This window comes from Burkholderia sp. WTPI3 (assembly GCF_021483755.1).
In the GTDB taxonomy this organism is placed as follows: domain Bacteria; phylum Pseudomonadota; class Gammaproteobacteria; order Burkholderiales; family Burkholderiaceae; genus Burkholderia.
Map to the genome: position 1 here is coordinate 16,123 of NZ_JAGIXF010000005.1, position 22,812 is coordinate 38,934.

The 22,812-nt window shown below is 63.8% G+C and carries 23 protein-coding genes and 2 pseudogenes; 12 read left to right on the forward strand and 13 right to left on the reverse strand.

The annotated features are described in order from the left end of the window. Positions 1 to 13 precede the first annotated feature (13 nt). Together J7024_RS04240 and J7024_RS04245 are read left to right on the forward strand one after the other, a co-directional pair. On the forward strand, positions 14 to 715 hold the full coding sequence (locus J7024_RS04240) for an SCO family protein (RefSeq protein ID WP_124830758.1): 702 nt from the start codon (positions 14 to 16) through the stop codon (positions 713 to 715). Between the two features lie 67 nt (positions 716 to 782). Then, positions 783 to 1,274 carry a copper chaperone PCu(A)C gene (locus J7024_RS04245; RefSeq protein WP_234744814.1) on the forward strand — a complete coding sequence of 164 codons (492 nt, stop codon included), beginning with the start codon at positions 783 to 785 and terminating at the stop codon, positions 1,272 to 1,274. A gap of 145 nt (positions 1,275 to 1,419) precedes the next feature. Here the strand turns inward: J7024_RS04245 and J7024_RS04250 are convergent. Continuing rightward, a pseudogene (locus J7024_RS04250) lies at positions 1,420 to 1,845 on the reverse strand (SNF2-related protein); the annotation flags it as partial. Between the two features lie 296 nt (positions 1,846 to 2,141). On the opposite strand from J7024_RS04250, the gene J7024_RS04260 reads away from it, so the two are divergent. From J7024_RS04260 to J7024_RS04270, 3 genes and pseudogenes are all read left to right on the forward strand, one after another. Continuing rightward, positions 2,142 to 2,627, forward strand: a complete 486-nt coding sequence (locus J7024_RS04260) for a hypothetical protein (RefSeq protein WP_124830757.1) — start codon at positions 2,142 to 2,144, stop codon at positions 2,625 to 2,627. A gap of 313 nt (positions 2,628 to 2,940) precedes the next feature. Further along, a pseudogene (locus tag J7024_RS04265) lies at positions 2,941 to 3,459 on the forward strand (PepSY domain-containing protein); the annotation flags it as partial. Continuing rightward, positions 3,437 to 3,856, forward strand: a complete 420-nt coding sequence (locus tag J7024_RS04270) for a DUF2946 family protein (protein ID WP_124830756.1) — start codon at positions 3,437 to 3,439, stop codon at positions 3,854 to 3,856. The pseudogene J7024_RS04265 and the gene J7024_RS04270, both read left to right, overlap by 23 nt. Positions 3,857 to 3,985: 129 nt before the next feature. On the opposite strand, the gene J7024_RS04275 is transcribed toward J7024_RS04270, so the two are convergent. Beyond that, entirely contained in the window at positions 3,986 to 4,174 is a 189-nt protein-coding gene (locus tag J7024_RS04275; RefSeq protein ID WP_233410000.1) for a hypothetical protein, read from the reverse strand. Here J7024_RS04275 and J7024_RS04280 point away from each other — a divergent pair. The 4 genes from J7024_RS04280 (at position 4,173) to J7024_RS04295 (ending at position 9,581) form a co-directional block, all read left to right on the forward strand. After that, positions 4,173 to 6,125 carry a TonB-dependent receptor family protein gene (locus J7024_RS04280; protein ID WP_233410001.1) on the forward strand — a complete coding sequence of 651 codons (1,953 nt, stop codon included), beginning with the start codon at positions 4,173 to 4,175 and terminating at the stop codon, positions 6,123 to 6,125. The genes J7024_RS04275 and J7024_RS04280 overlap by 2 nt on opposite strands. Before the next feature lie 300 nt (positions 6,126 to 6,425). Next, positions 6,426 to 6,893 (forward strand): copper uptake system-associated protein, encoded by a 468-nt coding sequence (locus tag J7024_RS04285; protein ID WP_124830754.1) that lies wholly within the window; start codon positions 6,426 to 6,428, stop codon positions 6,891 to 6,893. 76 nt (positions 6,894 to 6,969) lie between these two features. Continuing rightward, complete coding sequence (locus tag J7024_RS04290) at positions 6,970 to 9,090, forward strand: TonB-dependent receptor (RefSeq protein ID WP_234744815.1); 2,121 nt, start codon at positions 6,970 to 6,972, stop codon at positions 9,088 to 9,090. A 41-nt stretch (positions 9,091 to 9,131) separates the two neighbouring features. After that, positions 9,132 to 9,581: a hypothetical protein gene (locus tag J7024_RS04295; RefSeq protein ID WP_124830752.1), complete on the forward strand. Its 450-nt coding sequence runs from the start codon at positions 9,132 to 9,134 to the stop codon at positions 9,579 to 9,581. Positions 9,582 to 9,626: 45 nt separating this feature from the next. Here J7024_RS04295 and J7024_RS04300 read toward each other — a convergent pair whose 3' ends face one another. The 5 genes from J7024_RS04300 to J7024_RS04320 form a co-directional block, all read right to left on the reverse strand. Then, a complete protein-coding gene (locus tag J7024_RS04300; protein ID WP_124830751.1) occupies positions 9,627 to 10,085 on the reverse strand; it encodes a copper chaperone PCu(A)C in 459 nt (152 codons plus the stop codon). A 76-nt stretch (positions 10,086 to 10,161) separates the two neighbouring features. Continuing rightward, the gene (locus J7024_RS37245) at positions 10,162 to 11,079 is read right to left on the reverse strand and encodes a CopD family protein (RefSeq protein WP_124830750.1); all 918 of its coding nucleotides are present in this window, start codon (positions 11,077 to 11,079) and stop codon (positions 10,162 to 10,164) included. Positions 11,080 to 11,081: 2 nt separating this feature from the next. Beyond that, entirely contained in the window at positions 11,082 to 11,447 is a 366-nt protein-coding gene (locus J7024_RS04310) for a copper resistance CopC family protein (protein WP_124830749.1), read from the reverse strand. Positions 11,448 to 11,463: 16 nt separating this feature from the next. Next, complete coding sequence (locus J7024_RS04315) at positions 11,464 to 12,381, reverse strand: hypothetical protein (protein ID WP_124830748.1); 918 nt, start codon at positions 12,379 to 12,381, stop codon at positions 11,464 to 11,466. Between the two features lie 107 nt (positions 12,382 to 12,488). Next, positions 12,489 to 13,007: a DUF2946 domain-containing protein gene (locus tag J7024_RS04320; protein ID WP_233410106.1), complete on the reverse strand. Its 519-nt coding sequence runs from the start codon at positions 13,005 to 13,007 to the stop codon at positions 12,489 to 12,491. A gap of 209 nt (positions 13,008 to 13,216) precedes the next feature. On the opposite strand from J7024_RS04320, the gene J7024_RS04325 reads away from it, so the two are divergent. Then, positions 13,217 to 14,278 carry a HoxN/HupN/NixA family nickel/cobalt transporter gene (locus J7024_RS04325; RefSeq protein WP_124830746.1) on the forward strand — a complete coding sequence of 354 codons (1,062 nt, stop codon included), beginning with the start codon at positions 13,217 to 13,219 and terminating at the stop codon, positions 14,276 to 14,278. A gap of 414 nt (positions 14,279 to 14,692) precedes the next feature. Further along, complete coding sequence (locus tag J7024_RS04330; RefSeq protein ID WP_175752122.1) at positions 14,693 to 15,070, forward strand: hypothetical protein; 378 nt, start codon at positions 14,693 to 14,695, stop codon at positions 15,068 to 15,070. 167 nt (positions 15,071 to 15,237) lie between these two features. On the opposite strand, the gene J7024_RS04335 is transcribed toward J7024_RS04330, so the two are convergent. From J7024_RS04335 to J7024_RS04345, 3 genes are read right to left on the reverse strand one after another with little or no spacing between them, the layout of a single operon-like run. Then, entirely contained in the window at positions 15,238 to 15,642 is a 405-nt protein-coding gene (locus tag J7024_RS04335; protein WP_124830744.1) for a BspC domain-containing protein, read from the reverse strand. A gap of 56 nt (positions 15,643 to 15,698) precedes the next feature. Then, a complete protein-coding gene (locus J7024_RS04340; RefSeq protein ID WP_124830743.1) occupies positions 15,699 to 17,018 on the reverse strand; it encodes a chloride channel protein in 1,320 nt (439 codons plus the stop codon). 57 nt (positions 17,019 to 17,075) lie between these two features. Continuing rightward, complete coding sequence (locus J7024_RS04345) at positions 17,076 to 18,263, reverse strand: MFS transporter (RefSeq protein WP_320206220.1); 1,188 nt, start codon at positions 18,261 to 18,263, stop codon at positions 17,076 to 17,078. Between the two features lie 405 nt (positions 18,264 to 18,668). On the opposite strand from J7024_RS04345, the gene J7024_RS04350 reads away from it, so the two are divergent. Further along, a complete protein-coding gene (locus tag J7024_RS04350; RefSeq protein ID WP_233410002.1) occupies positions 18,669 to 18,905 on the forward strand; it encodes a hypothetical protein in 237 nt (78 codons plus the stop codon). Here the strand turns inward: J7024_RS04350 and J7024_RS04355 are convergent. The 3 genes from J7024_RS04355 to J7024_RS04365 are packed head-to-tail and all read right to left on the reverse strand — an operon-like array spanning position 18,892 to position 22,735. Further along, the gene (locus tag J7024_RS04355; RefSeq protein WP_124830948.1) at positions 18,892 to 19,146 is read right to left on the reverse strand and encodes a hypothetical protein; all 255 of its coding nucleotides are present in this window, start codon (positions 19,144 to 19,146) and stop codon (positions 18,892 to 18,894) included. The two genes, J7024_RS04350 and J7024_RS04355, sit on opposite strands and share 14 nt — an antisense overlap. Beyond that, positions 19,130 to 21,109, reverse strand: a complete 1,980-nt coding sequence (locus J7024_RS04360) for a chloride channel protein (RefSeq protein ID WP_175769947.1) — start codon at positions 21,107 to 21,109, stop codon at positions 19,130 to 19,132. The genes J7024_RS04355 and J7024_RS04360 overlap by 17 nt, the downstream gene beginning before the upstream one ends. Before the next feature lie 24 nt (positions 21,110 to 21,133). Continuing rightward, complete coding sequence (locus tag J7024_RS04365) at positions 21,134 to 22,735, reverse strand: APC family permease (RefSeq protein WP_124830946.1); 1,602 nt, start codon at positions 22,733 to 22,735, stop codon at positions 21,134 to 21,136. Between the last annotated feature and the right edge of the window lie 77 nt (positions 22,736 to 22,812).

A 22,812-nucleotide genomic window follows, 5' to 3' on the forward strand; every position in this document is an offset into this window, starting at 1 on the left:
TGGAGGCCAGCCCATGTCGACTGCAGAAACCGCTGCTCGCACGGTGCCAGCCGCCACCAGTCACCAGCGGGGATACCGCACGCTATTTTCGCGCGGGACCTCTCGCACGCCATTCGTCTTTCCGGCTCTGATTGTCGGCGCGCTCCTTGGCACGACATTGCTCGCCGGCTGCGACCAAAAGCCCGTGCTGTCGTTCCAGAACCTCGACATCACGGGCAACCGGCAGTTTGCCGGCCATTTCTCGCTTCCGGATACGAATGGACAGGTTCGCACCCTTGCCGACTATCGCGGCAAGATCGTTGTGCTGGTCTTCGGCTATACGCACTGCCCGGACGTGTGCCCGACCACGCTTGCCGAATTGTCGCAGGCGGTTCGGCAGCTCGGGCCGAAAGACGCTCAGCGCGTGCAGGTGCTGTTCGTCTCGCTCGATCCGGAGCGCGATACGCCCTCCGTGCTCGCGCAGTACGCCGAGGCTTTCAATCCGTCGTTCCGCGCGCTACGTCCCGCCGACGCGGCACAGATCAGACAGATGGCCACGGATTTCAATCTGGACTACGAAAAGGTGCCCGGCTCGACGCCCGATAACTACACGATGAACCATACCGCCGCGAGTCTCGTTTTCGACACGACCGGCAAGCTGCGGCTCTACGCACGCGACGGACAAGGCACTACGCCCTGGGTTCACGATCTTCGCGAACTGCTGGGCACGACGTGAAGCGCCACCCGTTACCGCTTTCCGTACCGAATCAGGTACGGCAAACCGTCTGGCGGCATTCGAACGAATGGACGCCAAACGCTATCTTCGTCAACGCAAAACAGGAGATCCTCTGATGCATCGTACCCTCTGCCGCCTTGCCATCGCGCTGCCCCTCGCTGCGCCCGCACTGCCCGCCTTCGCCGCCTCCAGCTCGATGATGGTATCCGACTGCTGGATTCGCTCGATGCCCGGCGACACCCCTTCTGGCGGCTACTTCAAGCTCATGAACATGAGCGACAAGCCCGTCGATCTCGTGGGCGTGAGCACGGACGCATTCGGCATGTCGATGCTGCACGAGACGCAAAGCAGCGGCAGCACCTCGAAGATGGTCATGGTGGACAAGGCGAGCGTGCCTGCGAACGGCACGCTCGCCTTCGCGCCCGGCGGCTATCACGTGATGTTTGAAAAGGCAAAGAAGCCGCTCACGGTTGGCTCGTCGATTCCCGTCACGTTCAGGTTCAGCGACGGTGAAAGCGTCAAGGCGCAGTGCGCGGTGAAGAACGCAGCCGGCAAATAAGGGCCGCCTGCAACGGCTACCCGGCGTTGCACTGCCGGACAGGTTCGCTCGCGCCGCTTCGGTGCGAGCGATGCCGCTGCGCGCAGCGTACGGACTTCGCGGCAGCGCACGAGCAATCCCGCTACGGAGCCGGCCGCAGGCTGCGCGCCCGGATGCGATCGAGCATGCTGGTGAACTGGGAGAACAACAGGATGCGTTGTCCCTCATCGATCATTTCGGGCAACATTTCAAGCAGCAGCGTGAGCTTGGCCGATCCCTTCACGCGCGTGGCTTGCGTGCTCTTCAGCAATCGTCGATCGCATCGTGCAGGTCGCGTTGAGCGCCTTCGAGTTCGACCATTCGCTCGATGGTTGTTTTGGGTGGCAACTCGATTGCGACCTCGTCCTTCCGCCGACGCAGCATGAACGGGCGAATGCGGCGGGCGCGCAATTCACGTCGTACGGTGTCGTGTTTTTTTCCATCGGCGTACGCCAGTGTCGAGTGAAATCCTGGCGCGCAGCGCGCGAACGGTTGCCGCCGCTTTGGTGGCCGCATTCTTGACGTATTGCACTTCACCGAGAATCAACATGTAGCAGCCATATCCCGATGTCGCATCTAGGCGTGCAGCGGAACGACTCGAGCTGACGACACGGCAGGTTCGCCGGCTGGTTGCCCGGCTGCGTGAGCACCGGCCGGCGGGATTGGTGTCGGGAGACCGAGCGAAGCCTGGCCGACTGCGACGGTGTGATTCCAGCCGTCTCCGAAGAACGGACGAGCACCGCCTCCCCCTTGACCTTGTCGCCGTCTGGCCCAATCGAATAACGACTGATACTTCCCATTGGGGCGCTGCAGTCTTTCCCTCCGGAAACCCATGTACAATCGCGCGCCATGAACGCACTTCGCCGCTTCCTGCTCCGGCAAGCCGTCGCGCGACAGCTCCTGTGGGGGTTCCTCCTTGTAACGCTGCTGTCCCGCGCGTTGATGTCGGGCGCCGTAATGCTCGATCCGGACGGTCCGGATGCGGGCTCGGTGGTGCTGTGTTCAGGGCGAGGCCCGTTGATCGTCGACGTGTCAGCACTCGCCGCCCGATTCGATGCGGGTGCGCCGGTCACCCCGGCCAACGATGCGTTCGCGCTCGCCAGCGCGCTGAAGCATGATGCACACGCCGGCAACGCAGCGTCGTCCGCCGGCGGCGACGGCCTCTGCGCATTCGGTGCGGCGCTTTTCACGGCGCTGGCGTCGGTTGTGCTACTGGCTCTGGTGTTTCCCCTCGCGGCACCTCAACGGTTCCCGATTCATTTCGTCATCCCTCGCGTCGTGCGGTCGGTATTCGACAATCGCCCGCCCTGCCGCGCCCCTCCTCTGTCCTGCTGATCGATTTGCCTGATGGCGGGCGCACGTCGACGTGCGCCGGCCGTCAGGCCGCTCGCTTTACACCATCCGATTCAAGTGATTCCCCGACCGCGCCCGCCGCTCGGGCGACGCCGCCATGCGTGCCATGACTGTCCACGCATGACGTGTCGTCGTCCGTTCGGCCGCCGCACGTTGACGTCCGCCGGCGCGCGCCGGTGTGGTTGCTCAACGAACACGAGGAGCTGACACCATGTCGACCACCGTCGAGCGGGCCCTCTCGCTCGCTCAATCCGCCAGCGCCGGTTACCGGACGCTCTGGCGCCGGCACTTCTGTGCCGGCCTGTCGCTGGCCCGCGCGATCGCGATCGTCGCAAGCCTCGGCGTGACGAGCGGCTACACGCTCGCGCTGCCGTCCGGCGCGGACGGCGTATTCACCGCGTCGTACTTCCCGGCCGACCCGAAGGCGGAGCGAACGATCTCCATCGACCAGTACGGCGGTGCGGTGCTGAAGGACCTCCGCTACGACGACTACGGCCCGGCGTCGCGGGCCGTGTCGTACGGCACGTCGCTGCACATGGGCTGCTACTTCGGGCTCGCGAACCGGATCGTCTGCGCGGCGCTGTCGCTCGGGCTGGCCGCGATGGCCGTCACGGGCGCGGTGATGTGGTGGAAGCGTCGTCCGGCGGGAACGCTGGGCGCACCGTCGCGCGAACGCGGCGCGCCGCCGATGCGCGGCTGGATCGCGGGGCTCGTGCTGCTCGGCATCGTGTTCCCGCTGACGGGGTTGACGATCGTCGCGGTGTGGTCGATCGACCGCCTGCTGTTCGGCCGTGCGGCACGCTCGGCGGTCTGATTCAGCGCGCGCCGGCGTACGCGGCGCGCCGACGCGACAAGCCCGGGCCACCGCGTGGCTCGGGCTGCTCGCGCTTGTGCTTGCGCTTGTTGCTCCGCTGATCTCGCAACTGCGCGCAAGCGTGATCGCCACCGACGCGCCGTTCGCGGCGATCTGCTCGGCGAGCGGCAACACGTTTTCCACGCAACCCAAACCGCATACGCCGTCGGGCACGCATTTCGATCGCTGCGGCTATTGCGGCCTGCTCGCCGGCCATCCGCCACTGCCGTACGCGGTGTCCTTCTCCGCCCCTACGGCCCTGCGGCAAGCGCTGCCCGAACTGCCGACCCCTTCAACCTCCCGCCAGTCGAAGCGCTACGCGCTCGCCGCGCGCGGGCCGCCGTCCGCTCGAGCCTGACGTGCGTTTCGAACGCGTCGACACACGACCGTGCCGACGTCGTTCGCACAGATTGCCTACCACGCCGATGCCTGGTGCAGAGCCCGTGCGCAAGCGCGCGCTGCGCGCCGGCCGCGGTGTGTGCCGTATTCACCATAACCATACACACAACGACATGTTTCCCTTGACTCGTATTGCCATCGCGCTGTCCGGTGCGATCTCCGTTATGTCCGCCTCGACAGCATGTGCACAAAGCGCCGTCGCGCCGACCGAAGCGCCGGCCGCGTCGACGCTACCCGCGATCAACGTCAGCGCGACCCGCGCGGCGGACTCACTCATGTCGAAATCGACCGACGATCTGAAGCGCACGCTCGAACAGACGGTCGGCTCGGTCGGCTTCGTCGATGCCGACAGCTACCGGAACACCTACGCATTTACGCTGCGCGACGTGCTGAAGGACGTGCCCGGCGTGTTCGTCGAGAACCGCTACGGCCAGGAACTGCGATTGTCGATCCGCGGCTCGGGGATTGCCCGCGCGTATCACACGCGCGGCCTCGAGATCCTGCAGGACGGCATCCCGACCAATCTCGCGGACGGCAGCGGCGACTACTACCAGATCGATCCGCTCGCGCTGCAGGCGGTGCAGGTCTACAAGGGCGGCAACGGCCTCGCATACGGTTCGTCGACGCTCGGCGGCGCGATCGACTTCATCACGCCGACGGCCTATACGGCCGACGCGCCGAACATCGTGCGCGTGGAAGGCGGCAGCTACGGCACGGTGCGCACGAGCGCGCAGGTCTCGCGCGTGCTCGGCCCGCTCGATTTCCTCGCGAACTTCAGCGTGAACCACGCGGACGGCTATCGCGATCACGAGAAAGGCCAGTACGAGCAGTTCAACGCGAACGTCGGCTACCGGTTCAGCCCGACGGTCGAGACGCGCTTCTACGTGGGCCTGTACGTCGTCGACCAGTTGCTGCCCGGCACGCTGTCGCTGTCCGACGCGCTGAACAATCCGACCAAGGCCGCGCCCAGCGCGATATCGGGCGATCAGGCGCGCAACACACGCACCGAGCGGATCGCGAACCGCACGACGGTGAAGCTCGATTCGGGCGAACTGCAGTTCGACACGTGGGCGATCCACAAGAGCCTCTATCACCCGATCTTCCAGGCGCTCGACCAGGACGGCTGGACTTACGGCTTCGCGCCGCGCTACACGGGCCACCTGAACGTCGGCGGGATGCGCAACGACCTGATCGTCGGCGCGCGCTTCTTCGGCGGCCGCACGCAGGCGAACCAGTACGTCAACGTCAACGGCGACAAGGGCGCGCAGACGCTCGACTCGACGCAGACGGCGTTCAACTACGAAGCCTACGTCGAGAACCGGCTGTTCTTCCTGCCGACCGTCGCGCTGATGACCGGCGTGAAGGCGCTGCATTCGGTGCGCGAATACATCGACTACGGCGGCCTGCCAGGCGATGCGGCCTACAAGTCGACGAACGCGAGCTACAGCGGCGTCAACCCGAAGCTCGGCCTGCTGTGGCAGCCGGATGCGAACACCCAGGCGTATGTCGACATCACCCGCAGCCAGGACGTGCCAGACTTCACCGACCTCACGCAGACCTTCTCGGGCACGACGCGCTTCACGCCGCTCGCGGCGCAGCACGCGTGGACGCTCGAGTTCGGCACGCGCGGTTCCCGCGAGCGCGTGAGCTGGGACGTGACCGCCTATCGCTCGCTCGTGCGCGACCAGTTGCTGCAGTACACGACGAACCCGGACGTCCCGGCGTCGACGTTCAACGCGAACAAGACGGTGCTGCAGGGGATCGAGGCCGGCGCGTCGGTCGAGTTGCTGCGCAACGTCACGGGGCGCGGCGTCGGCGACAAGATCACGCTGTCGGGCATCTGGAACCTGAACGACTTCCGCTTCAAGAACGATCCGCAGTACGGCAACAACCGGATCGCGGGCGTGCCGCTCAACGTGCTGCGCGCGACGCTCGGCTATGCACGGCCGAGCGGCTTCCACATCGCGGCGACGCTCGACTGGGTGCCGTCGGGCGCATGGGCCGACGATGCGAACACGCTGCGCGTGCCGAGCTACACGCTACTCGGGTTGCAGGCCGGCTACGACTTCCGCAACGGGCTGTCCGTGTTCGTCGACGCGCGCAACCTGACCAACAAGCGTTACGTCAGCGACATCAGCACGGTCGCGGATGCGCGCACCGCGAACACCGCGATCTTCTACCCGGGCGAAGGGCGCAGCGTGTTCGCCGGCATGCGGTACGCGTTCTGATGAAGCACGCGAATTCCACCACGTCGAACCATGGAGGTTGGTATGAATGCTCGCCTTTCCCTGCTTGAACGCATCGTGCGGCACCGGCGGTCGTTGAACATCGCGACCCTCGTCGTGGTCGGGTTGTGGGCAGGTTGGGTTGCGTGGATCACGCGGCCCGCTGCACTCGACGCACTGCCCCGAAATGCCGCGTGGTGCACACGAGCGACGGAGTGAGCGGCTTCGTCGCATGGCACTCGATCCCCTGACCGCCCCGCGCCGCATCGCGGGGCGCAATTCAACACATTGCCCACTTCCATCATGAAGCGATTTTTTTCGATCCACTCGCTCGCCGGGCGGATCGCATGCGGCGTCGCGCTCGCAGTGGCCACCGCGAATGCATGTGCTGCCGACGCCCCACCCTCGGCCGCCATGCAGATCGCGCAACTGCTCTCCCGCACCTACGACAGCCCCGACAGGCATGTCGTGACCGAGGCCGTCGCCCTTGCCGGCAAGTTCGCGATCGCCGACTGGACGCAGCGCGACATGGCCGGCCGTGCGCTGCTGCGCGTCGTGAACGACCACTGGACGATCGTCACCTGCGGTGGCGCTGCGTTGAAGGATCCCGCGTGGCTGAAGGATGCCGGCGTGCCGCCATCGGATGTGCACGTGCTGCTGTCCCGTCTCGCGGATGCCGAGCGGCCGATGCGCGCGATCACGGTCGCGCGTTTCGACCGATTCCGCATGCCCTCCGACGTGTCTTCCGCATCGGGTGCCGCTCCGCATTGACGTCACGACCTGGCGTGCCGTGGCCGCGGCACGACGGGATTCGTCCCGACTCCAATCAACCGAATCAGAGATTTTGATGAGCATTCGACACAACCGGAAAGCGTGGCTTGCTCCCGCATGCATCGCGATCGCGATGACCGCGCAGGCCGAGCCCGCCGCACAACCTGACGCCGAGCGCGACGATGGCGAGTCTGCCGATACGCGCGGCGGCCACACCCGAGCCGCACCGAAAACCGATCCGACCGCAGCCGGGACCGGCGACTCTACCTTCGTACTCGGCACCATCGACGTCAGCGGCGCGCGTACCGGCGCATTGACGTCCAGGAATATCCTGACCTCGGTCGACCGCGTCGACGCCGAGCATATCGAGAACCGGAACGCGCGCAGTCCATGGGAACTGTTCGGCCAGTTACCGGGCGTGCTGCTGACCGACTTCAACCAGGGCACCACTTCAGGCAAGCTGTCTTTTCGCGGCTTCAACGGCGAGGGCGAGATCAATGCGGTCAAGCTGCTGATCGACGGCCTGCCGTCGAACAGCAACGACGGCAACATGCCGTTCATGGATGCCGTGTTTCCACTCGAAATCGACTCGCTCGAGACGGTGCGCGGCACCAACGACCCGCGCTATGGGCTGCACGCGATCGCCGGCAACGCGTCGATCGCGACACTCACGGGTGGCACCTACGCACGCGGCCGGATCGGCTACGGCAGCTACGACACGTTCGATGCGGAAACGGTCGCCGGCCATGAAACCGACACGTTCTCGCAGAACTACGCGTTCGGCTACCGCAAGTCGGACGGCTATCGCGATCACTCGGGATCGGACAAGGCTGGCGTGGCCGGCAAGTGGTTCTACAGCCCGACAGCCGACGTACGCGTCGGTTTCTCCGCACGATACGCGCGCGTGTCGGCCGACGAGGCCGGCTACCTGAGCGGCGCGGACGCCCACACGAATCCGCGCGCCTCGTACACATTCAACTCGACCGATCAGGCAACCCGAGAAACGGGACAGTACGCGCTGTACGCCGATGTGGATCTCACGAACCGGCTGTCGTGGTCGACGATCGCGTACCTGAACACGTTTCGCGAGCGCCGCTGGGTCACGTTCTCTTCGGCGACCAGCCAGCAGGAGCGTTTCTCCGACGAGCGACATCTCGGCTTTCTGAGCACCCTGACGTTCCGTCCGCGTGTGAACTGGCTGCGCGATTTTGCGCTGGAGGCCGGCGTGAGCGGCGAGTGGCAGGACAATGTCAGCCGCCGCTGGCTCACCGACCGCCACGTGCGCACATCGCAAACCCGCGATCAGGCGTTCTCGTACGACACCTGGGGCGCATACGTGCAGGCCGTCGTGAAGCCGGTCGAAGCGCTGAAGATCGTGCCTGCCTATCGCGTCGACGTGTTGAGCGGGCAACTCACCAACAACCTGAGCGGCGCGCGCTACGACATGAACGGCTACGGCGTGATTGGCCAGCCGAAAATCAGTGCGGTCTATACGCCGTGGCACGGCTACAGCGTGTATGGCAACTACGGCCGTTCATTTCAGGTCGGCGTCGGTGCCGGCGCGTACAAGATCCCGCCGCGCACCGGGGATCTCGCGCCGTCGATCAACGACGGCTGGGAGCTGGGCGTGAAATTCCAGCCGGCGGACTGGCTTGACGGCCGCGTTGCTTACTGGGAACAGCTCGCGACCAACGAGGTACGCCGCAAGCTGAACGACCCGACCGGCGACTACGACAATCTCGGCAAGACGAAGCGCCACGGGATCGATCTGCAGGCCAACCTGCGTGTGGCGCGGGATGTCGGGCTGTGGTTCGGGTACACGTACCAGATGGCGCGCATTGTCGATCCGGGGCCTGCGAGCCCGGCGAGCGCCGGCAAGCAGGTCGATCACGTGCCGAACCATCTGTTGTCGGCCGGGATCGACTGGCGGGCAACGCCCGAACTCGACGTGTCGGCATGGGGCAATGCACAGAGCGCGTACTACCTCGAGCAAACCAACTCGACCGGCCGCTTCGGCGCGGCGGTGACCGTCAACTCGCGAGCCGCCTATCGCGTATCGAAACGGGCAACCGTCGAGCTGCAGGTGACGAACCTGTTCAACCGGTTCAACGAATACGTCTGGTACGACGGCTCGCAGACACTGCATTCGCCAGCGCCCGGCCGGGCCGCGTTCGCGTCGCTGACCATGCGCTACTGAAACATCACGGCATACGTTCAATCGAAAAAGGAAATGTCCGCATGGTTACGATGGCATGGCACTACACGGTCATGTTGCACTTCGAGTCCATCATCATGAGCGAAGTCATCATGCCGAAAACGCTCGACATGGCACCGGAAGCGAAGCCTGTCGCGTGGTTCTCGCGCAATCCGTACTGGGAGAAAACGGCCAACAGACGGGCGATCGACCCGGGCACCGGCGATCGCGTGACATTGACGATGTGGCAAACGCGCCAAGCTGGCGGTGGACTCGTACGCTTCGGGATCGACGCGACGAAGCTGCTTCACGATCAGGCACTCTGGCGACGGGCGCGGATCGAGGACACGGCACGCGACGCGCTGGTCGCAGCAGGCGTGCGTCAAGGCGCGGATCCGCTCGAATGGTACGGATCGGTCAAACCCGTTCCGGTCGAGCGGCTCGTCATCGAGTCGCTCGACGACACGTACCGGTGGCAGACGTTCAAATGGTAGAAGCATGCCGGTGCGTATCGGCACCGGCATGCTCGTTTGCCGCGTCTACTTCGCCATCGTTCCCGGTGCCTTCACCATGCACTGCGCGGTGACTTTCTCGCCGTCGCCGAACGTGAAGGTGAGCGGCAGCGTCGTACCGACCTTCAGCGGATGCGTCGGCTGCTCAAGCATCAGGTGATAGCCGCCCGGCGCGAACGACAGCGTGCCGCCGGCCGGTACCGTCGCCTTGTCGACCATCACCATGGTCGACGTGCTTCCGTTCGATTGTGTCTGGTGCAGCATCGCCATGCCGAAAGCATTGCTGTCGACGCCGGTCAGGTCGATCGGGTTGCCGCTGCGGTTCTTCACGTTGAAGAAGCCGCCCGACGGCAAATTGCCGGGCATCCCGCGAATCCAGCAGTCGGAGACGGCGACCGATTGTGCCGGCGCCGCATGCACGACCGGCGACAATGCGGCGGCGGACAGGAACGCGAGCGCAGCACGCGTTGTTTTCGTGATATTCATTGCCGATCCTCTGTCATGAATGGTTGGATAACGAAGGGGCCCATACCCCTGCCTTGTTCCGTGAGCAAACGTGTCGTCAGGACGCGCCCGCCGTCGGCGCCGTATGGCCCAGCAACGCTGCAAGCGCCAGGACCGCGACCATGACGACGGCCTCGACGGCAAGCGCCATGTCGAAGCGGCGTTGCGCGGCCGGATAACCGGTATCGTGCCGTTCGGCACGCAAGCGCAGATCGGGCAATACGACCAGGCGGTTCCAGCCGCCGAGCAACGCCGCAAATGCGACGCACGTGAGCTTTGCCGCGAGCACCCGGCCCCAGGCTATGCCAAACAGCGCCGCGCTGGTTTGCGCCGTATCCTGCAGCACGTTGTAGAGCCCCGTGACGAGCACGATAGCGAATGCACCGGTCGCGAGATGGGAGAGCGCCGAGCAGAACGCAGCCGTCTGTTGCGCCGGAACGCTCGCGGTCCCGGTACGCCCGAGGCACCGCAACAGGCCCGTGGCAGCGATCACGCCACCGGCCCACATCGCTGTCGCGAGTACGTGCGTCAGGTGCACCGCTTCACGCCACGAAAAGTCGCCGCCATCGGCCGCGTGACCCATGGCCGCCTTGCCGGCGGCCCAGAGCAGGATGCCCGCGGCGCACGGCACGGCGTCGCGGCCGCGCGCGAGGATGCCCGCCGCGACGAGCAGCGCGCCTGAACATCCGATCGACCAGGCGATACCGAAATGCGATTCCGTGAGCACGGCCACGACAGCAGGTCCGGCGTCGGCGAGCGGCGAGCCGCTCATCACGGCGGCTTGCAGCCACAGATAGCCGAACGCCGTCAGTGCAAGCGCGAGGCCGAGCGCAGCGCGCACGACGCGCAGCGCCCGTTGGTCAAACAATCCGATGCGCCGGTCGATCGAGCCGCACGCGAGCAAGCCCGCCGTCGTGGCGAACAGCAGGTCCTGAACGGCGGCCAACGCGATCTGCGCGTCGACGAGCACGTCCACGGCTACTTCACCGTAAACGTATAGTGCCCCTGCGTCCGGTGGCCGTCGACCGCGACGGCCACCCACGCGACCGCGTAAACGCCCGGCGACAGCGAATTCAGCGCGACGGACATGTGCTTCTTGTTCGCCGCGTCGACTTCGGGCTTGCCGTTCGTGACGGCGTGCCCCTGCGCATCGGTGACGGCGATCGAGCTAAATGCGGGTTCGAGCGCGTCGTCGAAATCGATCGCGACGGTTTTCGGCGACGCGGTAACGGTTTCGCCCGCGGACGGCTGCTGATGCGTCGGATACGCATGCGCGTGAGCAAGTTGCGCGGCGGCGAGCAGCAGCGCGGCCGCCGCCGCGCGCATCGTGGTCGAAAGATTCATGCGGTTTCTCCGTGGATCAGAACAGCGGCTTGCCAAGCGAGCCGGGGAACAGGTCGTCGAAATACAGATGCGCGTCGAAGATCACGCCGACATGGTTGCCCGATGCCCGATTAACGGGAATCTGCGCCTCGACGCCGAATTGTCCGTAGCGGTTGAGCCACAGTACGCCCGGGTTGATCGTCCCGGTCGTCTGGCCTGAACACGCACCCGCCGTGCATGTGCTCATCGGCGCCTCGACGACGAACACCATGTTGCTGAGCGGCTGCGGCAGGCCGAGGTTCTTCACCTGCTGCTGCAGGTACGGGATGCTGTATTGCAGCGTCAAGCCCCAGCCGAACGAGTTCGGCCCCTGGTCGGACGACGCTGTGGTCAGGTTCGGCCCGAGTTCGGCCGTCAGCGCGAGCGGGCGCAGATAGCCGAGCGACGCGGGCAGATCGCCGAAGCCCTTGCCGAGGTAGACGGTCGGCGTAAATGTCGAGTACGCGTTCGCGATCGATTTCGCGCCGGTGCCGCCGATCTCGGTTTCCAGGCCGACGGACGCCATGAATTCGTGCGCGGCGTTCGTGTAGACGAGGTACTTCACGCCGAGCGTGACGTTATCCCAGCCCTTCGCGGAACCGCCGTTCGGATCGTTCTGCGACACGTACTGGCTGGCGACGCTGAACGCGAGGTTCTTGGTGATCAGCTTGTCCCACTCGTACGACACGGTATTGACGTTCATGTTGTCGCCGTTGTCGTCCGGCGACTTGATATGGCCGAACTGCATGTCGAACTCGTCGCCGACACCGGGGTCGTCCACTGTCATCGTGGCAGGAAAGACGCGGTCGCCGACCACGGCGTGCGCATTGGCGAAAGAAGCATGGGAAAGGCCGGCGCAGGTGGCCAGCAGCGCGGCGCATGCGCGAAGCGCGCGCCGTTCGGTATTACGAGGCATGTCGTGTGTTCTCCGGTTGTCGTTCGATATCGTCGCGCGTACGCGCGACGACTCGCCGCCTCGCGCTTCGCGGGCGGCAATTTTTCAGGCAGAAAAATCAGACGAAATCAGGAGAATGCGGGCGGCGCACGGGATTGCGCGACCGTGTGGACGAGGCTGATGCGAGCCGGATTCGAGGCCGATACGACCGGCCTCTGCGAACCGGGACGCAGAGTGGCAAGCACGACGGCGTGCCCCGGCAACGCAGTCGCGTGAGCGAAGAAACTGCAATAGGGGCAAGCCTGCCAGTGCGTCTTTGCCGCGTGCGACGGCTTGCCGTCATGTGCGGCCGACACTTCGTCGACGCTTGCGGTGCAATAGACGGTCAGTGCGTCGACGAGCTGGTGACGCGACATCATCATCTGCGAAACCGCAGGGGCGAGCGCCATCATCAGGATTGCAATCAATCCGATCAGGCTGCCGGGTTTGCGGAAACGGGCGACGTACATGACGCGCAGAGACGATGACATGGGACGTGACGGACGGCGATTATGCCATGCTGGAAAAGGATCAAGCTCCCGAAATATTTCAGTAAACGAATGCGATATTTCCGAATGTAATGTGAAAGAAATCGGCTCGAGCACCATCACGAACGGAATCGACTTTTCGGTTTCCGCGCGGTATAAGCGGAGTTGATTTCTCTTGACGCAGACACAACGGGAAACCGGTGAGATTCCGGTACGGTCGCGCCACTGTATCGGGACGGCGTTTGCAATCGCAGTCGATCCCGAAGCCAGACCTCGTTGTGCACCTGCCCTTTCACCATTCGGAACGCGTGCTTTCCGGGAGATTCTCGATGCTTGACCGATTCACTCAGATTTTCAACGACTCGAACGCCAGCGTACGGCGGAAGTTGCTGGGCATTTATGGCGTGCTGATCGCCATCAACGTGTTTGCATGGGTATGGGCCCTGGTGGCGTTCCATGCCTATCCGGTCCTGCTCGGCACCGCGATGCTCGCATACGGCTTTGGACTCCGACATGCGGTCGACGCCGACCATATCGCCGCGATCGACAACGTCACGCGCAAGCTGATGCAGGAAAAAAAACGGCCGGTCGCGGTAGGGTTCTTCTTCTCGCTTGGCCATTCGACCGTCGTCGTACTTGCATCGATCGCGGTCGCACTCGCGACCACGGCGATCCAGAGCCGGTTCGACAACTTCAAGGCGATCGGCGGCATCATCGGCACGGCCGTTTCAGCGTTTTTCCTGTTCGCGCTCGCGCTGATGAACCTCATGATCCTGCGCGGCATCTACCGCGCCTGGCGTCACATCCGCAGTGGCGGCGCATACGTCGACGACGATTTCGACATGCTCCTCGCCGATCGTGGCTTTCTCGCGCGGTTGTTCCGCCCGCTGTTCCGGCTGGTGACGCGGAGCTGGCACATGTACCCGATCGGCTTCCTGTTCGGCCTCGGTTTCGACACGGCGACCGAAATCAGCCTGCTTGGCATCGCCGCGACACAGGCGGCGAAGGGCCTGTCTCCGTGGGCCATCATGGTCTTTCCCGTCCTGTTCAGCGCAGGCATGTCGCTCGTCGACACGCTCGACGGCCACCTGATGCTCGGCGCTTACGGCTGGGCTTACCAGAAGCCGCTGCGCAAGATCTACTACAACATGACGATCACGCTGGTGTCGATCGTGGTCGCGCTTGTGATCGGCGGCATCGAGGCGCTCGGCCTGCTCGCCGATCAGCTTGACCTGAAGGGTACGCCGTGGGACGCGATCGGCACGCTCAACGACAACTTCGGCATGCTCGGCTACATCATCATCGCTATCTTTGCAGTCAGCTGGATCGCGTCCATCGTGATCTATCGAGTCAAGCGTTTCGACGAGGAATGGTTGAAGACGCGCACGTGATTGGCCGACAACAGCGGGCGGATATTTTCCGCCCCGACTCGACAAGGTCCTTGTAGCCATCCGGCAAGTAGACCAACATCCATCATCCGACAACGGTGCATCAGACGACGAAACAGCGCAGTCAGGCCTGTGTATTTCGATCCACTTACGTCAACTGCTTGCGCAGCGTTTGACAAATCCCGCCGTTGCCTCGTTGCTGCTGCTGGTCGTCGCGTTCCGCCTGCTACTACCGCACGGTCTGATGCATTTCCCGCCTGGTGCGCCCGAAGCGTCAAGCGCTTCTTGACATGCGAGATATCCAGTCATCAAATCACCGCTGCCACTCATCTTTCATGTCACACTGTGACGCAACTTGACCGATGGATTCGACTTCTGCCGCATGGAATCGTGAGGACACCGTTGAACATTTGGCACATGACAATTGCCGCGGGAATCTGCGTGCTCCTCATAGCGTGTTCTCGTCGCGAGGGTGTATTGGGGCAGTCGCCCGTGTTCTCTGCAAACTCCAATATATCTGCGACGGAAGTCGCGAATTGCGTCGCTCGCCGGTGGAAACAGAGCACGCGGCAACTGCATCTCGGCGAGCGCGCCGGAACGATTACGCTGCGCGCCGAATCGTTCTTTCGAGGCGTGCCGGTCGGTCTGCGTATCATGCCGGACGGGCATCATTCACACGTCGAGTATTTCCGTCAGCGCCGTGCCGACGGGCTCTATTTATCGATGGTACGCGGCTGTCTCCATCTCCACGTGATCCATGGTGCGGCAGGCACGCCGACCGTCCCGCAATCATGAGCGCGCGAAACTTGGCCGCACAGATCCGCCGATATGGGCGAGGGTCACCCGCCAACGCAGAGATCACAACACGCGACCATCATCGTCATCCCGCCGGATAGTGGCGCCGATACATCACTGCTCGCGAATACCCGGGTAGCGGTTGCAGTTCAGGATCGATGAACCCGTCACCGCAAATCCGACGGCTTCAGCATGACGCTCACCACGTGTGCACGCCAGATTTTGCACTTCGCAGTCACGGGGAGCCACGCACCACGAGGCCGCAGGCGCGCTGAAGCGCGAACAGTCACCGTTGAATCGACCAGCGGCTCGCTGTTGGAATGATCCTCCATCCCGCGAAAAGCTCGAACCTTGGCCCTCAGCAACCGGACGTCAGGCGCGAGAAACATGTCGTACTTCGCCGACGTTCGAATCCATCGGTCGATTTCCGCGACACAATCGATGACGATCGGACGAACGTTCATACGTGCCAGGTAGCGGTAATCCTCGGGAATCGTATCTTCGGCGCGCAAGCGTGCGACAGACACAAACAGCAGCAGCAACGTGGCGAGAATAAACAGCAGGCCCTTCATGAGTCGAGACGAACGCAGTTAATGATCTTCGATGCCCGGAGCAATGCCCCGCAAGGTCATCGGTGGTCAGCGGGAAAATAGCGTGTCGACAACGCTTCGTACAGCGGCGGAGCAAAGAATCGCGAGACGCGGCTGGCGATCAGCGCCGTGGCCATCAACGAGATGACGAGTGCGTGGCCGTTGATCATCTCGATGACGATCACGAACGCGGTGATCGGGCTCTGCGTGACCGCGGCCAGATAGCCGACCATCCCGAGCGCGATCAGCATCTGAAGTTGCATGCCCGAGAACAGAATATGTAGCGTATTGCCGATCCCTGCACCGATCGCGAGCGATGGAGCAAACAAGCCGCCCGGCGCACCGGGCAGGTACGAGCCAATCATCGAAACCATCTTGAACACCGGGTACAGGACGCTGACGTTCGTATGGCTTTCGAGCATGCCGCGGGCTTCCGCGTATCCGCTGCCGAACGTATGGCCGTGTGTCGCCACACCGACGACTGCGACGACCAGCCCGCACGCCGCGCCGAACAGCACGGGCTGACCTGCACGAAAATCCTGAAGCCCTTGCGGCATCCAGCGTCGCGTGTTGAGTAACAGCCAGCAGAAGATTCCGCCCATGACGCCCGCGATCACACCGATGAGGACGACCGCAAGCGCCAGCGACTGAGGCAGGTGCGCGCCTACGTCGATCGTGCCGAAATAAACGTAGTTACCCTGAAGGCCAAGCGATACGATACCGGCGAAGATGATCGCCGTGATCAGCACGCCACTCGTCCGTTGCTCGAAACTGCGTGTGAGTTCCTCGATCGCGAACACGACGCCGGCGAGCGGTGCATTGAACGCGGCGGAAAGGCCTGCCGCCGCGCCCGCGAGGGCCAGCCGGTGCTCGAGCACGCCCGGGCGAATCGCACGAAAGCGCTGAGGATAAAACTTCCGCAGGTTGAACATGAGTGCGGCACCGACGTGAATCGTCGGGCCTTCACGACCGATCGTGAACCCGCCGAGAATGGCCAGGAACGAGACGAGTATCTTCCCGATCAGGATCCGGAACTTGAGCAACCGCGCCGCCGTGTTGCCTGGAGCATGCAGCATGGCAATCACCTGTGGAATGCCGCTCCCCTCCGCACCATCGAAGAATCTCCGCGTCAGCCAGACCGTAACCGCCCCGATCGTCGGCGTGACGATCAGCGGCAACCATGCATGTTGGGCCGCATAGCCCAGAAACACCGCGTAGCCGAAATCGATCAGCTTCGCGTAAAGCACCGCTACGAGGCCGACGGCCACCGCACCCAGCCAGAACACGCCATAGTGAAGCCAAAGACGCCGCGCATGCAGCAACGCGCGTCGATCTGCGAGCGCGGAAATGCGGATCATCGGTCTCCCCCTACCCACTCGTCAGTCTTGTTCATTTTCAAACGGTGCCCTGATCGTTCAGGTTCGCGGCGGCGGCGGCTTCATGCTGAATGCGATCGCCAGCCATATTGAAACCGCGCCGGCGCACATCAGAAACACCATGTTCGGGCCGCCTTGCTTCAGCAGCCAGCCGCCCGCGATGCCGCCGAGCGCGAGCCCGATCGACTGCGTGGTGTTGTAGACGCCCGTGGCCGCGCCCTTGCGCGAACCGGGCGCTAGCTTCGATACGAGCGACGGCTGCGACGCTTCCAGGATGTTGAAACCCAGGAAGTAGATGAAAAGAATCGCCGCCACAATCAGGATGGTATGCGGCGCGCTGCCCAGCAGCAATTGGCCGATCAGGATAGCCAGGATGCCGCCGAGCAGCACCGGCTTCATCTTGCCCCGTTTTTCCGCGACGATGATCGCGGGGACCATCATCACGAACGCGAGCCCCATTACCGGCAGGTAGACCTTCCAGTGCGACGCGACCGGCAGCCCGCCGTCGACCAGCAGGCGCGGCACGACGAGGAACAGCGCCGTCTGCGTCGCGTGCAGCACCAGCACGCCGAAGTTCAGGCGCAGCAGCTCGACGTTGTGCAGTACCTCGGCGAACGGCGCGGGCACGTGCACTGGCTTCGCCGCGTCAGGCACGATCCACAGCACAACGCCGATCGCGAGGATCGACAGCACGCCGACGATCGCGAACAGGCCGCTCATCCCGACCCAGTGAAACACGATCGGCGCGCCGACGATCGCGACCGCGAACGACACGCCGATCGAGCCGCCGACCATCGCCATCGCCTTGGTGCGGTTCTGCTCGGAGGTCAGGTCGGCGATGAACGCGAGCACCGCGGACGACACGGCGCCCATCCCCTGGATCACGCGGCCGACGATGATCCACGTGATGTCGTGCGCAGACGCGGCGACGAAGCTGCCGAGTGCAAAGATCAGCAGGCCGGTGGCAATCACGGGCTTGCGGCCGAACTTGTCGGACGCCCAGCCGTAGAAGATGTAGAACAGCGACTGCGTAACGCCGTAGGCTCCGAGCGCGAGGCCGACGAGCAACACGTTGTCGCCGCCCGGGATGGTTTTCGCGTAGACCGAGAACACCGGCATGATCATGAACAGGCCGAGCATGCGCAGTGCGAAGATTGCCGCGAGCGACGCGGTCGCGCGCAATTCGGGCGCAGTCATGCGGGAAGACACGGTGGACGACTGGGACATCGTTGACGCGATTTACCGAACAGATCCAACAACAGACAAAAAAAACCCAGCTGGGCAGCCGGGTTCAAGAAGCTCGCCCCGGCCTTTCGTATTGGGACGACCAGACGTCGAGCGACGTGAGCTGAGGGAGCACATCTGAATTCACGATTTCGCAGAATTTCCGTATCGTAACATGGCAACTAGTCACGATGTGACATTTTTCCAGCTCCAGTAAAGGCGAGCATTTTCCAGATCCGTGTGAACCGGAAAATCTTTCGATTCGCCCTTCAGTTCATTTACAAAATTCCGTCACCCGCCAAAAAGGAGCGGCTCAGTTCACTGTGCTTCCCGCAGTGAGGCCGCGAGCCGTTCCGCTGATCAGCGCCCCATTCCGCTCGATCGAACGCCCTCTTCGGGAGATCCGTGATGAAAGGCTTGATGCGATATGCGGTGGTGTTGGCCCTTGTGCTGTTCGGTGGGTGCCATTCCGCGACAAAGACGTCCAGCACTGCCGGCATGATGAATCAGGCGGCCGCAACGGGTCAGGCAACCGGGACGCCGTCGACCATGGCAGACGAATTGAACAACCCCAACAGCCCGCTCGCGAAACGCATCGACCGACAGAAGCGGTTCGGCACCGAGGTCGCGGTCACAAGCCCATGAAGTACGTCCGCACATCCCTCTCGGCGGACCAGGTCTGCACGTCGGAGAGCTCATCGAACTCGACCGGCTTCCCCCGGTAAAGGCAACAATATCCACTCGCCGTTCTGTAGACGATGACCCACTCGCGATCGTCACTCGCCTCGTCTTCCTGGTTGCCAGCGAACACTTCCCTCCATGCATCGAGATGCAGGGCCACCGCAAGGCGCTGACGCAGAACGGCCAACTCAACGCTGAGTTTCATTCTGCCCCTCCTTGCCGGCATGCACTTCGGCCCGAGTCGACGCGTGGCTGTCACGATGCTGTGTCCCTGACCGCCGGCTGCGCTCCGTTCCATGCCGGCTCTCGGGAAAAATCCTGATGCTGCTCGCCACTGCGTCTGCGATGTGTTCCTTGGCAATGACCCCGACCACTTCCATTGCGCCCTGTTCTTCGGGCCGCGTCACGACCACCGCCATGGTCGCGTGCTTCTGACGCAGCTTGCTAATCACGTCGAACGCCGCTTCGCCCGGCGCGACCACGATGAAATTGCGTTGAGCGAGTGCACCGAGCGTCACCGACGGATGGTCGTGCGAGATGGCCCGGCGCAATCCGGTGTTGATGCGAAGCACACCATCGATCCGGCCCGATCGCGTGACAACCACGTGGCGGAACGGGGGGCCATCCAGATTACCCAGAATGTCACGGAACAGTGTGTCGGCGTCCTGCACGAGCACGTCCGTCTCCATCACTTGCGCCGCGTTCTGGACGAGGAACATGTTGGCATGCAAAGCGTTCGGAATCACGTGACCGCGACGCACGAGCTTGAGCGTATAGATGCTTTCGCGGCAAAGCAGGCGCCGGGTCGCAAGGCTGACCGCAACGGCGATGATCATGGGCAGCACGATGTCGTAGTCGCGGGTCATCTCGAAGATCATCGCGACCGCCGTCATCGCCGCACCGGTTCCCCCGCCGACCATCGCCCCCATCCCGACCATCGCGAACGCTGGCGCGCTGACGGGCGCTGCGGGCAGTACGTCCTGGACGAATGCGGCAAACGCCGCTCCCAATGACGCGCCGATGAATAGCGACGGCGAGAAGACACCGCCAGAAGAGCCCGAGCCCAGGCTGATCGACGTAGCGAGGGTCTTGCAGAGCGCAAGCGCGATCAGGAACAGGCAGCCGCCGAGTTGTCCGTAAAGCAGCGCCTGAATCGTGGCATATCCCACACCTTCGACGTAGTAATGTCCGGCGAAGCGCATCAACAGATAGATCGTCACACCGACGAGCACCATCCCCGACGCGTGACGCGTATAGCGGCCCGGAATGCGCTCGAAGACATCCTCCGCAAAATGAAGGCCGTGGGTCAGCATTGCGGCGCCGGTACCCGTAACGATGCCGAGCGCAGCATACAGCAGGAGAGTCACCACGCTGCCCGGACGATCGGGAATCGCCCCCAGTTGGGCCGGCACCAGAAACGCCGGCGCACTGCCGAAGAACAACCGTCCGACGAAGGTTGCCGTGCCGGTTGCCAGCGCGACGGGAAGGAACGTGTTCACGCTGATTTCGGGCGTCATCAGCTCGGTCGCGAACAGGACACCGCCGATCGGCGTATTGAACGTCGCGGCGATCCCCGCACCCGCGCCCGCTGCCACGAGCGTGATGCGCTGGCCGGCGGTCATCCTGACCACCTGCCCCAGCGTCGAGCCGAGCGCCGAACCTATCTGGATGATCGGCCCCTCTCGACCGACCGCCGCGCCGGTGCCGATTGCGAACGCGGACGCCAGCGACTTCACGATCGCGACCACCGGGCGAATCACGCCGCGCTTGAAGTAGATCGCGTCCATTACCTCGGGCACGCCGTGCCCCTTCGCCTCCGGCGCAAAGGTACAGACGAGCCAGGTCACAACCAGGCCACCGATAACCGGCACGAGTATGACGAACGCCCCCCATACGGAAGTCGGCGTGAACTCGCTCGCGTTGTACGAGGCCGAAAACCGGCCGAGGAAAAAGGCGTTGTGCACGAAGCCAATCAAGCCGCGAAATGCCACGGCGCCGATTCCAGTGACGACGCCGACCACGATCCCCAGGCAGCTCAGGCGATACATGTCGATCGGCGGCGCGTCGTCTTCCGTTTGTGACGACCGTTGAATGCGACCGGTTTCCACGCGATGCGATGCGAGTTCTTCGGCCGCCCCGTCCTCTCGTCCTGCTGGTCCCGATGTCATGACGCCCGCCTGTGTGTCGATCCGTCAACTGGTCTCGTTCATGCGCCCCATCATCTCCGACGTCTCGCCGGCATCGAGCGCACTGCGCATGGCCAACGCAAGCACCACTACGCTCCAGGCGGCGACCAGCAGAATGTCCCAGCCGAATCCGATGACACCCAGGCCGCCGCCGATACCGCCCAGCCACGACAACAGCCACAACCCGCCGAACCACGGAAGCAACCATGCGATGTGCTTCCAGCCGAAGTCTCGCGCGCTACGGCGTAACACGACATGATGGTGAAGCGCGTAGAGGACGAAGCCGATCGCCACCAGCGAGAACAGGAAGTTGTTGGTCTTGAAGCCGGTCCAGTAGATGACGAGGTTGCTGCACACGAATGCGAGCGGCGCGATCAACCCGGCCCCGCTCATGCGGAACGGCCGCTGCAGTTCCGGCATGTTGCGTCGCAGGACGAGCAGCGCGATCGGCCCCAGCCCGTACGTGAGCACGGTGATCGACGTGATATAGCTCACCATCTGCTGCCACGCCGGGAACGGCATCAGGAACAGCACGCCGACAGCCCACATGATCAGTACGGCAACCCAGGGAATCCTGTTGGCATTCAACCGCGTCAGCATGCGCGGACCTGCGTCCAGCTCTCCTGACGCGAAGAGGATTCGCGAGCCGCCGGTGACGTACATCAAGCCGGTTCCCCCTGGCGAGATGTAGGCGTCGATGTAAAGCAGCGTGGCCATCCATCCCATGCCGAGGGTCGTTGCAAGCCCGGCGAACGGTCCCATTTCGCCCTTGAAGCTGAGGTTGTTCCAACCGGCGGCAAGATCGGCCGGCGCAAGCGCGTAGATGAACGCGACCTGCAGCAGGATGTAGATGACGGCGGCCAAGAGTACCGCGCCGATCACGGCCAGCGGGATATTTCGATGCGGATTGGCGCTTTCGCCGCCCAGGTCGATCGCCGTTCGAAAGCCCAGATAGCTGAAGACGATGCCAGCGGCCGGCAGCGCGGTGAACATGCCGGACAAATGGTAGCTGCCAGGTGCCGCCTGCATGACGCCCCAATGCGTACTCGCACCCAGCAAGCCGGCAATCGTCAGAAGCGGCACGAGTATCTTCCACCACGTAATGGTCGAGTTCACGCCCAACAGCCAGCGGATCACCATCAGGTTCAGCAATGCCATGACGCCGAGCAGGCCGGCGCATGCGATGAAGCCGGCAGCCGTCAGCAAGCCTGCGCTTCCAGGCTGGATGAACCACGGAAGATAGTTGTTCGCGTACGTGACGATCGCCTCCGCCTCGACCGCCGGAACCGGCACGTACGCAAGGAACAGGAGGCCACACCAGATGCGGCCCAGTCCAACGCCATGACTCGCATGGCTCATGTGCACCAGCGCTCCGCTGCGCGGAAACATCGCCGCGAGCTCGGCGAAACACAGTGCGATCAGCATGATGATGATCGCGCCGAGTACCCAGCTGCCGATGCTCAGCGGGCCGGCGATGCGCGATGCGTGATAGGCACCGAACAACCAGCCGGAACCGACCATGCTGGTCGTGCTGGCGAACAACAGCCCGATGATTCCGGCGTCACGCCGGAGCTTGCCTTCCAGATTGAGGCTCGAGGTCGTGCTCATATGCCGCTCCTTGCAAACGACCTCCCCCTGCTGCGTGTATGTTCGTTCTCCCGCCCTGCCCGTAATCGCGACGACGA

Bases quoted from the DNA above. Each gene is read 5' to 3' on its own strand.
- J7024_RS04240 (WP_124830758.1), top strand. From the start codon at position 14: ATGTCGACTGCAGAAACCGCTGCTCGCACGGTGCCAGCCGCCACCAGT.
- J7024_RS04245 (WP_234744814.1), top strand. From the start codon at position 783: ATGGACGCCAAACGCTATCTTCGTCAACGCAAAACAGGAGATCCTCTG.
- J7024_RS04260 (WP_124830757.1), top strand. From the start codon at position 2,142: ATGAACGCACTTCGCCGCTTCCTGCTCCGGCAAGCCGTCGCGCGACAG.
- J7024_RS04280 (WP_233410001.1), top strand. From the start codon at position 4,173: ATGTCGAAATCGACCGACGATCTGAAGCGCACGCTCGAACAGACGGTC.
- J7024_RS04275 (WP_233410000.1), bottom strand. From the start codon at position 4,174: ATGAGTGAGTCCGCCGCGCGGGTCGCGCTGACGTTGATCGCGGGTAGC.
- J7024_RS04285 (WP_124830754.1), top strand. From the start codon at position 6,426: ATGAAGCGATTTTTTTCGATCCACTCGCTCGCCGGGCGGATCGCATGC.
- J7024_RS04290 (WP_234744815.1), top strand. From the start codon at position 6,970: ATGAGCATTCGACACAACCGGAAAGCGTGGCTTGCTCCCGCATGCATC.
- J7024_RS04295 (WP_124830752.1), top strand. From the start codon at position 9,132: ATGGTTACGATGGCATGGCACTACACGGTCATGTTGCACTTCGAGTCC.
- J7024_RS04300 (WP_124830751.1), bottom strand. From the start codon at position 10,085: ATGAATATCACGAAAACAACGCGTGCTGCGCTCGCGTTCCTGTCCGCC.
- J7024_RS04310 (WP_124830749.1), bottom strand. From the start codon at position 11,447: ATGAATCTTTCGACCACGATGCGCGCGGCGGCGGCCGCGCTGCTGCTC.
- J7024_RS04315 (WP_124830748.1), bottom strand. From the start codon at position 12,381: ATGCCTCGTAATACCGAACGGCGCGCGCTTCGCGCATGCGCCGCGCTG.
- J7024_RS04320 (WP_233410106.1), bottom strand. From the start codon at position 13,007: ATGGTGCTCGAGCCGATTTCTTTCACATTACATTCGGAAATATCGCAT.
- J7024_RS04325 (WP_124830746.1), top strand. From the start codon at position 13,217: ATGCTTGACCGATTCACTCAGATTTTCAACGACTCGAACGCCAGCGTA.
- J7024_RS04330 (WP_175752122.1), top strand. From the start codon at position 14,693: ATGACAATTGCCGCGGGAATCTGCGTGCTCCTCATAGCGTGTTCTCGT.
- J7024_RS04335 (WP_124830744.1), bottom strand. From the start codon at position 15,642: ATGAAGGGCCTGCTGTTTATTCTCGCCACGTTGCTGCTGCTGTTTGTG.
- J7024_RS04340 (WP_124830743.1), bottom strand. From the start codon at position 17,018: ATGATCCGCATTTCCGCGCTCGCAGATCGACGCGCGTTGCTGCATGCG.
- J7024_RS04345 (WP_320206220.1), bottom strand. From the start codon at position 18,263: ATGTCCCAGTCGTCCACCGTGTCTTCCCGCATGACTGCGCCCGAATTG.
- J7024_RS04350 (WP_233410002.1), top strand. From the start codon at position 18,669: ATGAAAGGCTTGATGCGATATGCGGTGGTGTTGGCCCTTGTGCTGTTC.
- J7024_RS04355 (WP_124830948.1), bottom strand. From the start codon at position 19,146: ATGAAACTCAGCGTTGAGTTGGCCGTTCTGCGTCAGCGCCTTGCGGTG.
- J7024_RS04360 (WP_175769947.1), bottom strand. From the start codon at position 21,109: ATGACATCGGGACCAGCAGGACGAGAGGACGGGGCGGCCGAAGAACTC.
- J7024_RS04365 (WP_124830946.1), bottom strand. From the start codon at position 22,735: ATGAGCACGACCTCGAGCCTCAATCTGGAAGGCAAGCTCCGGCGTGAC.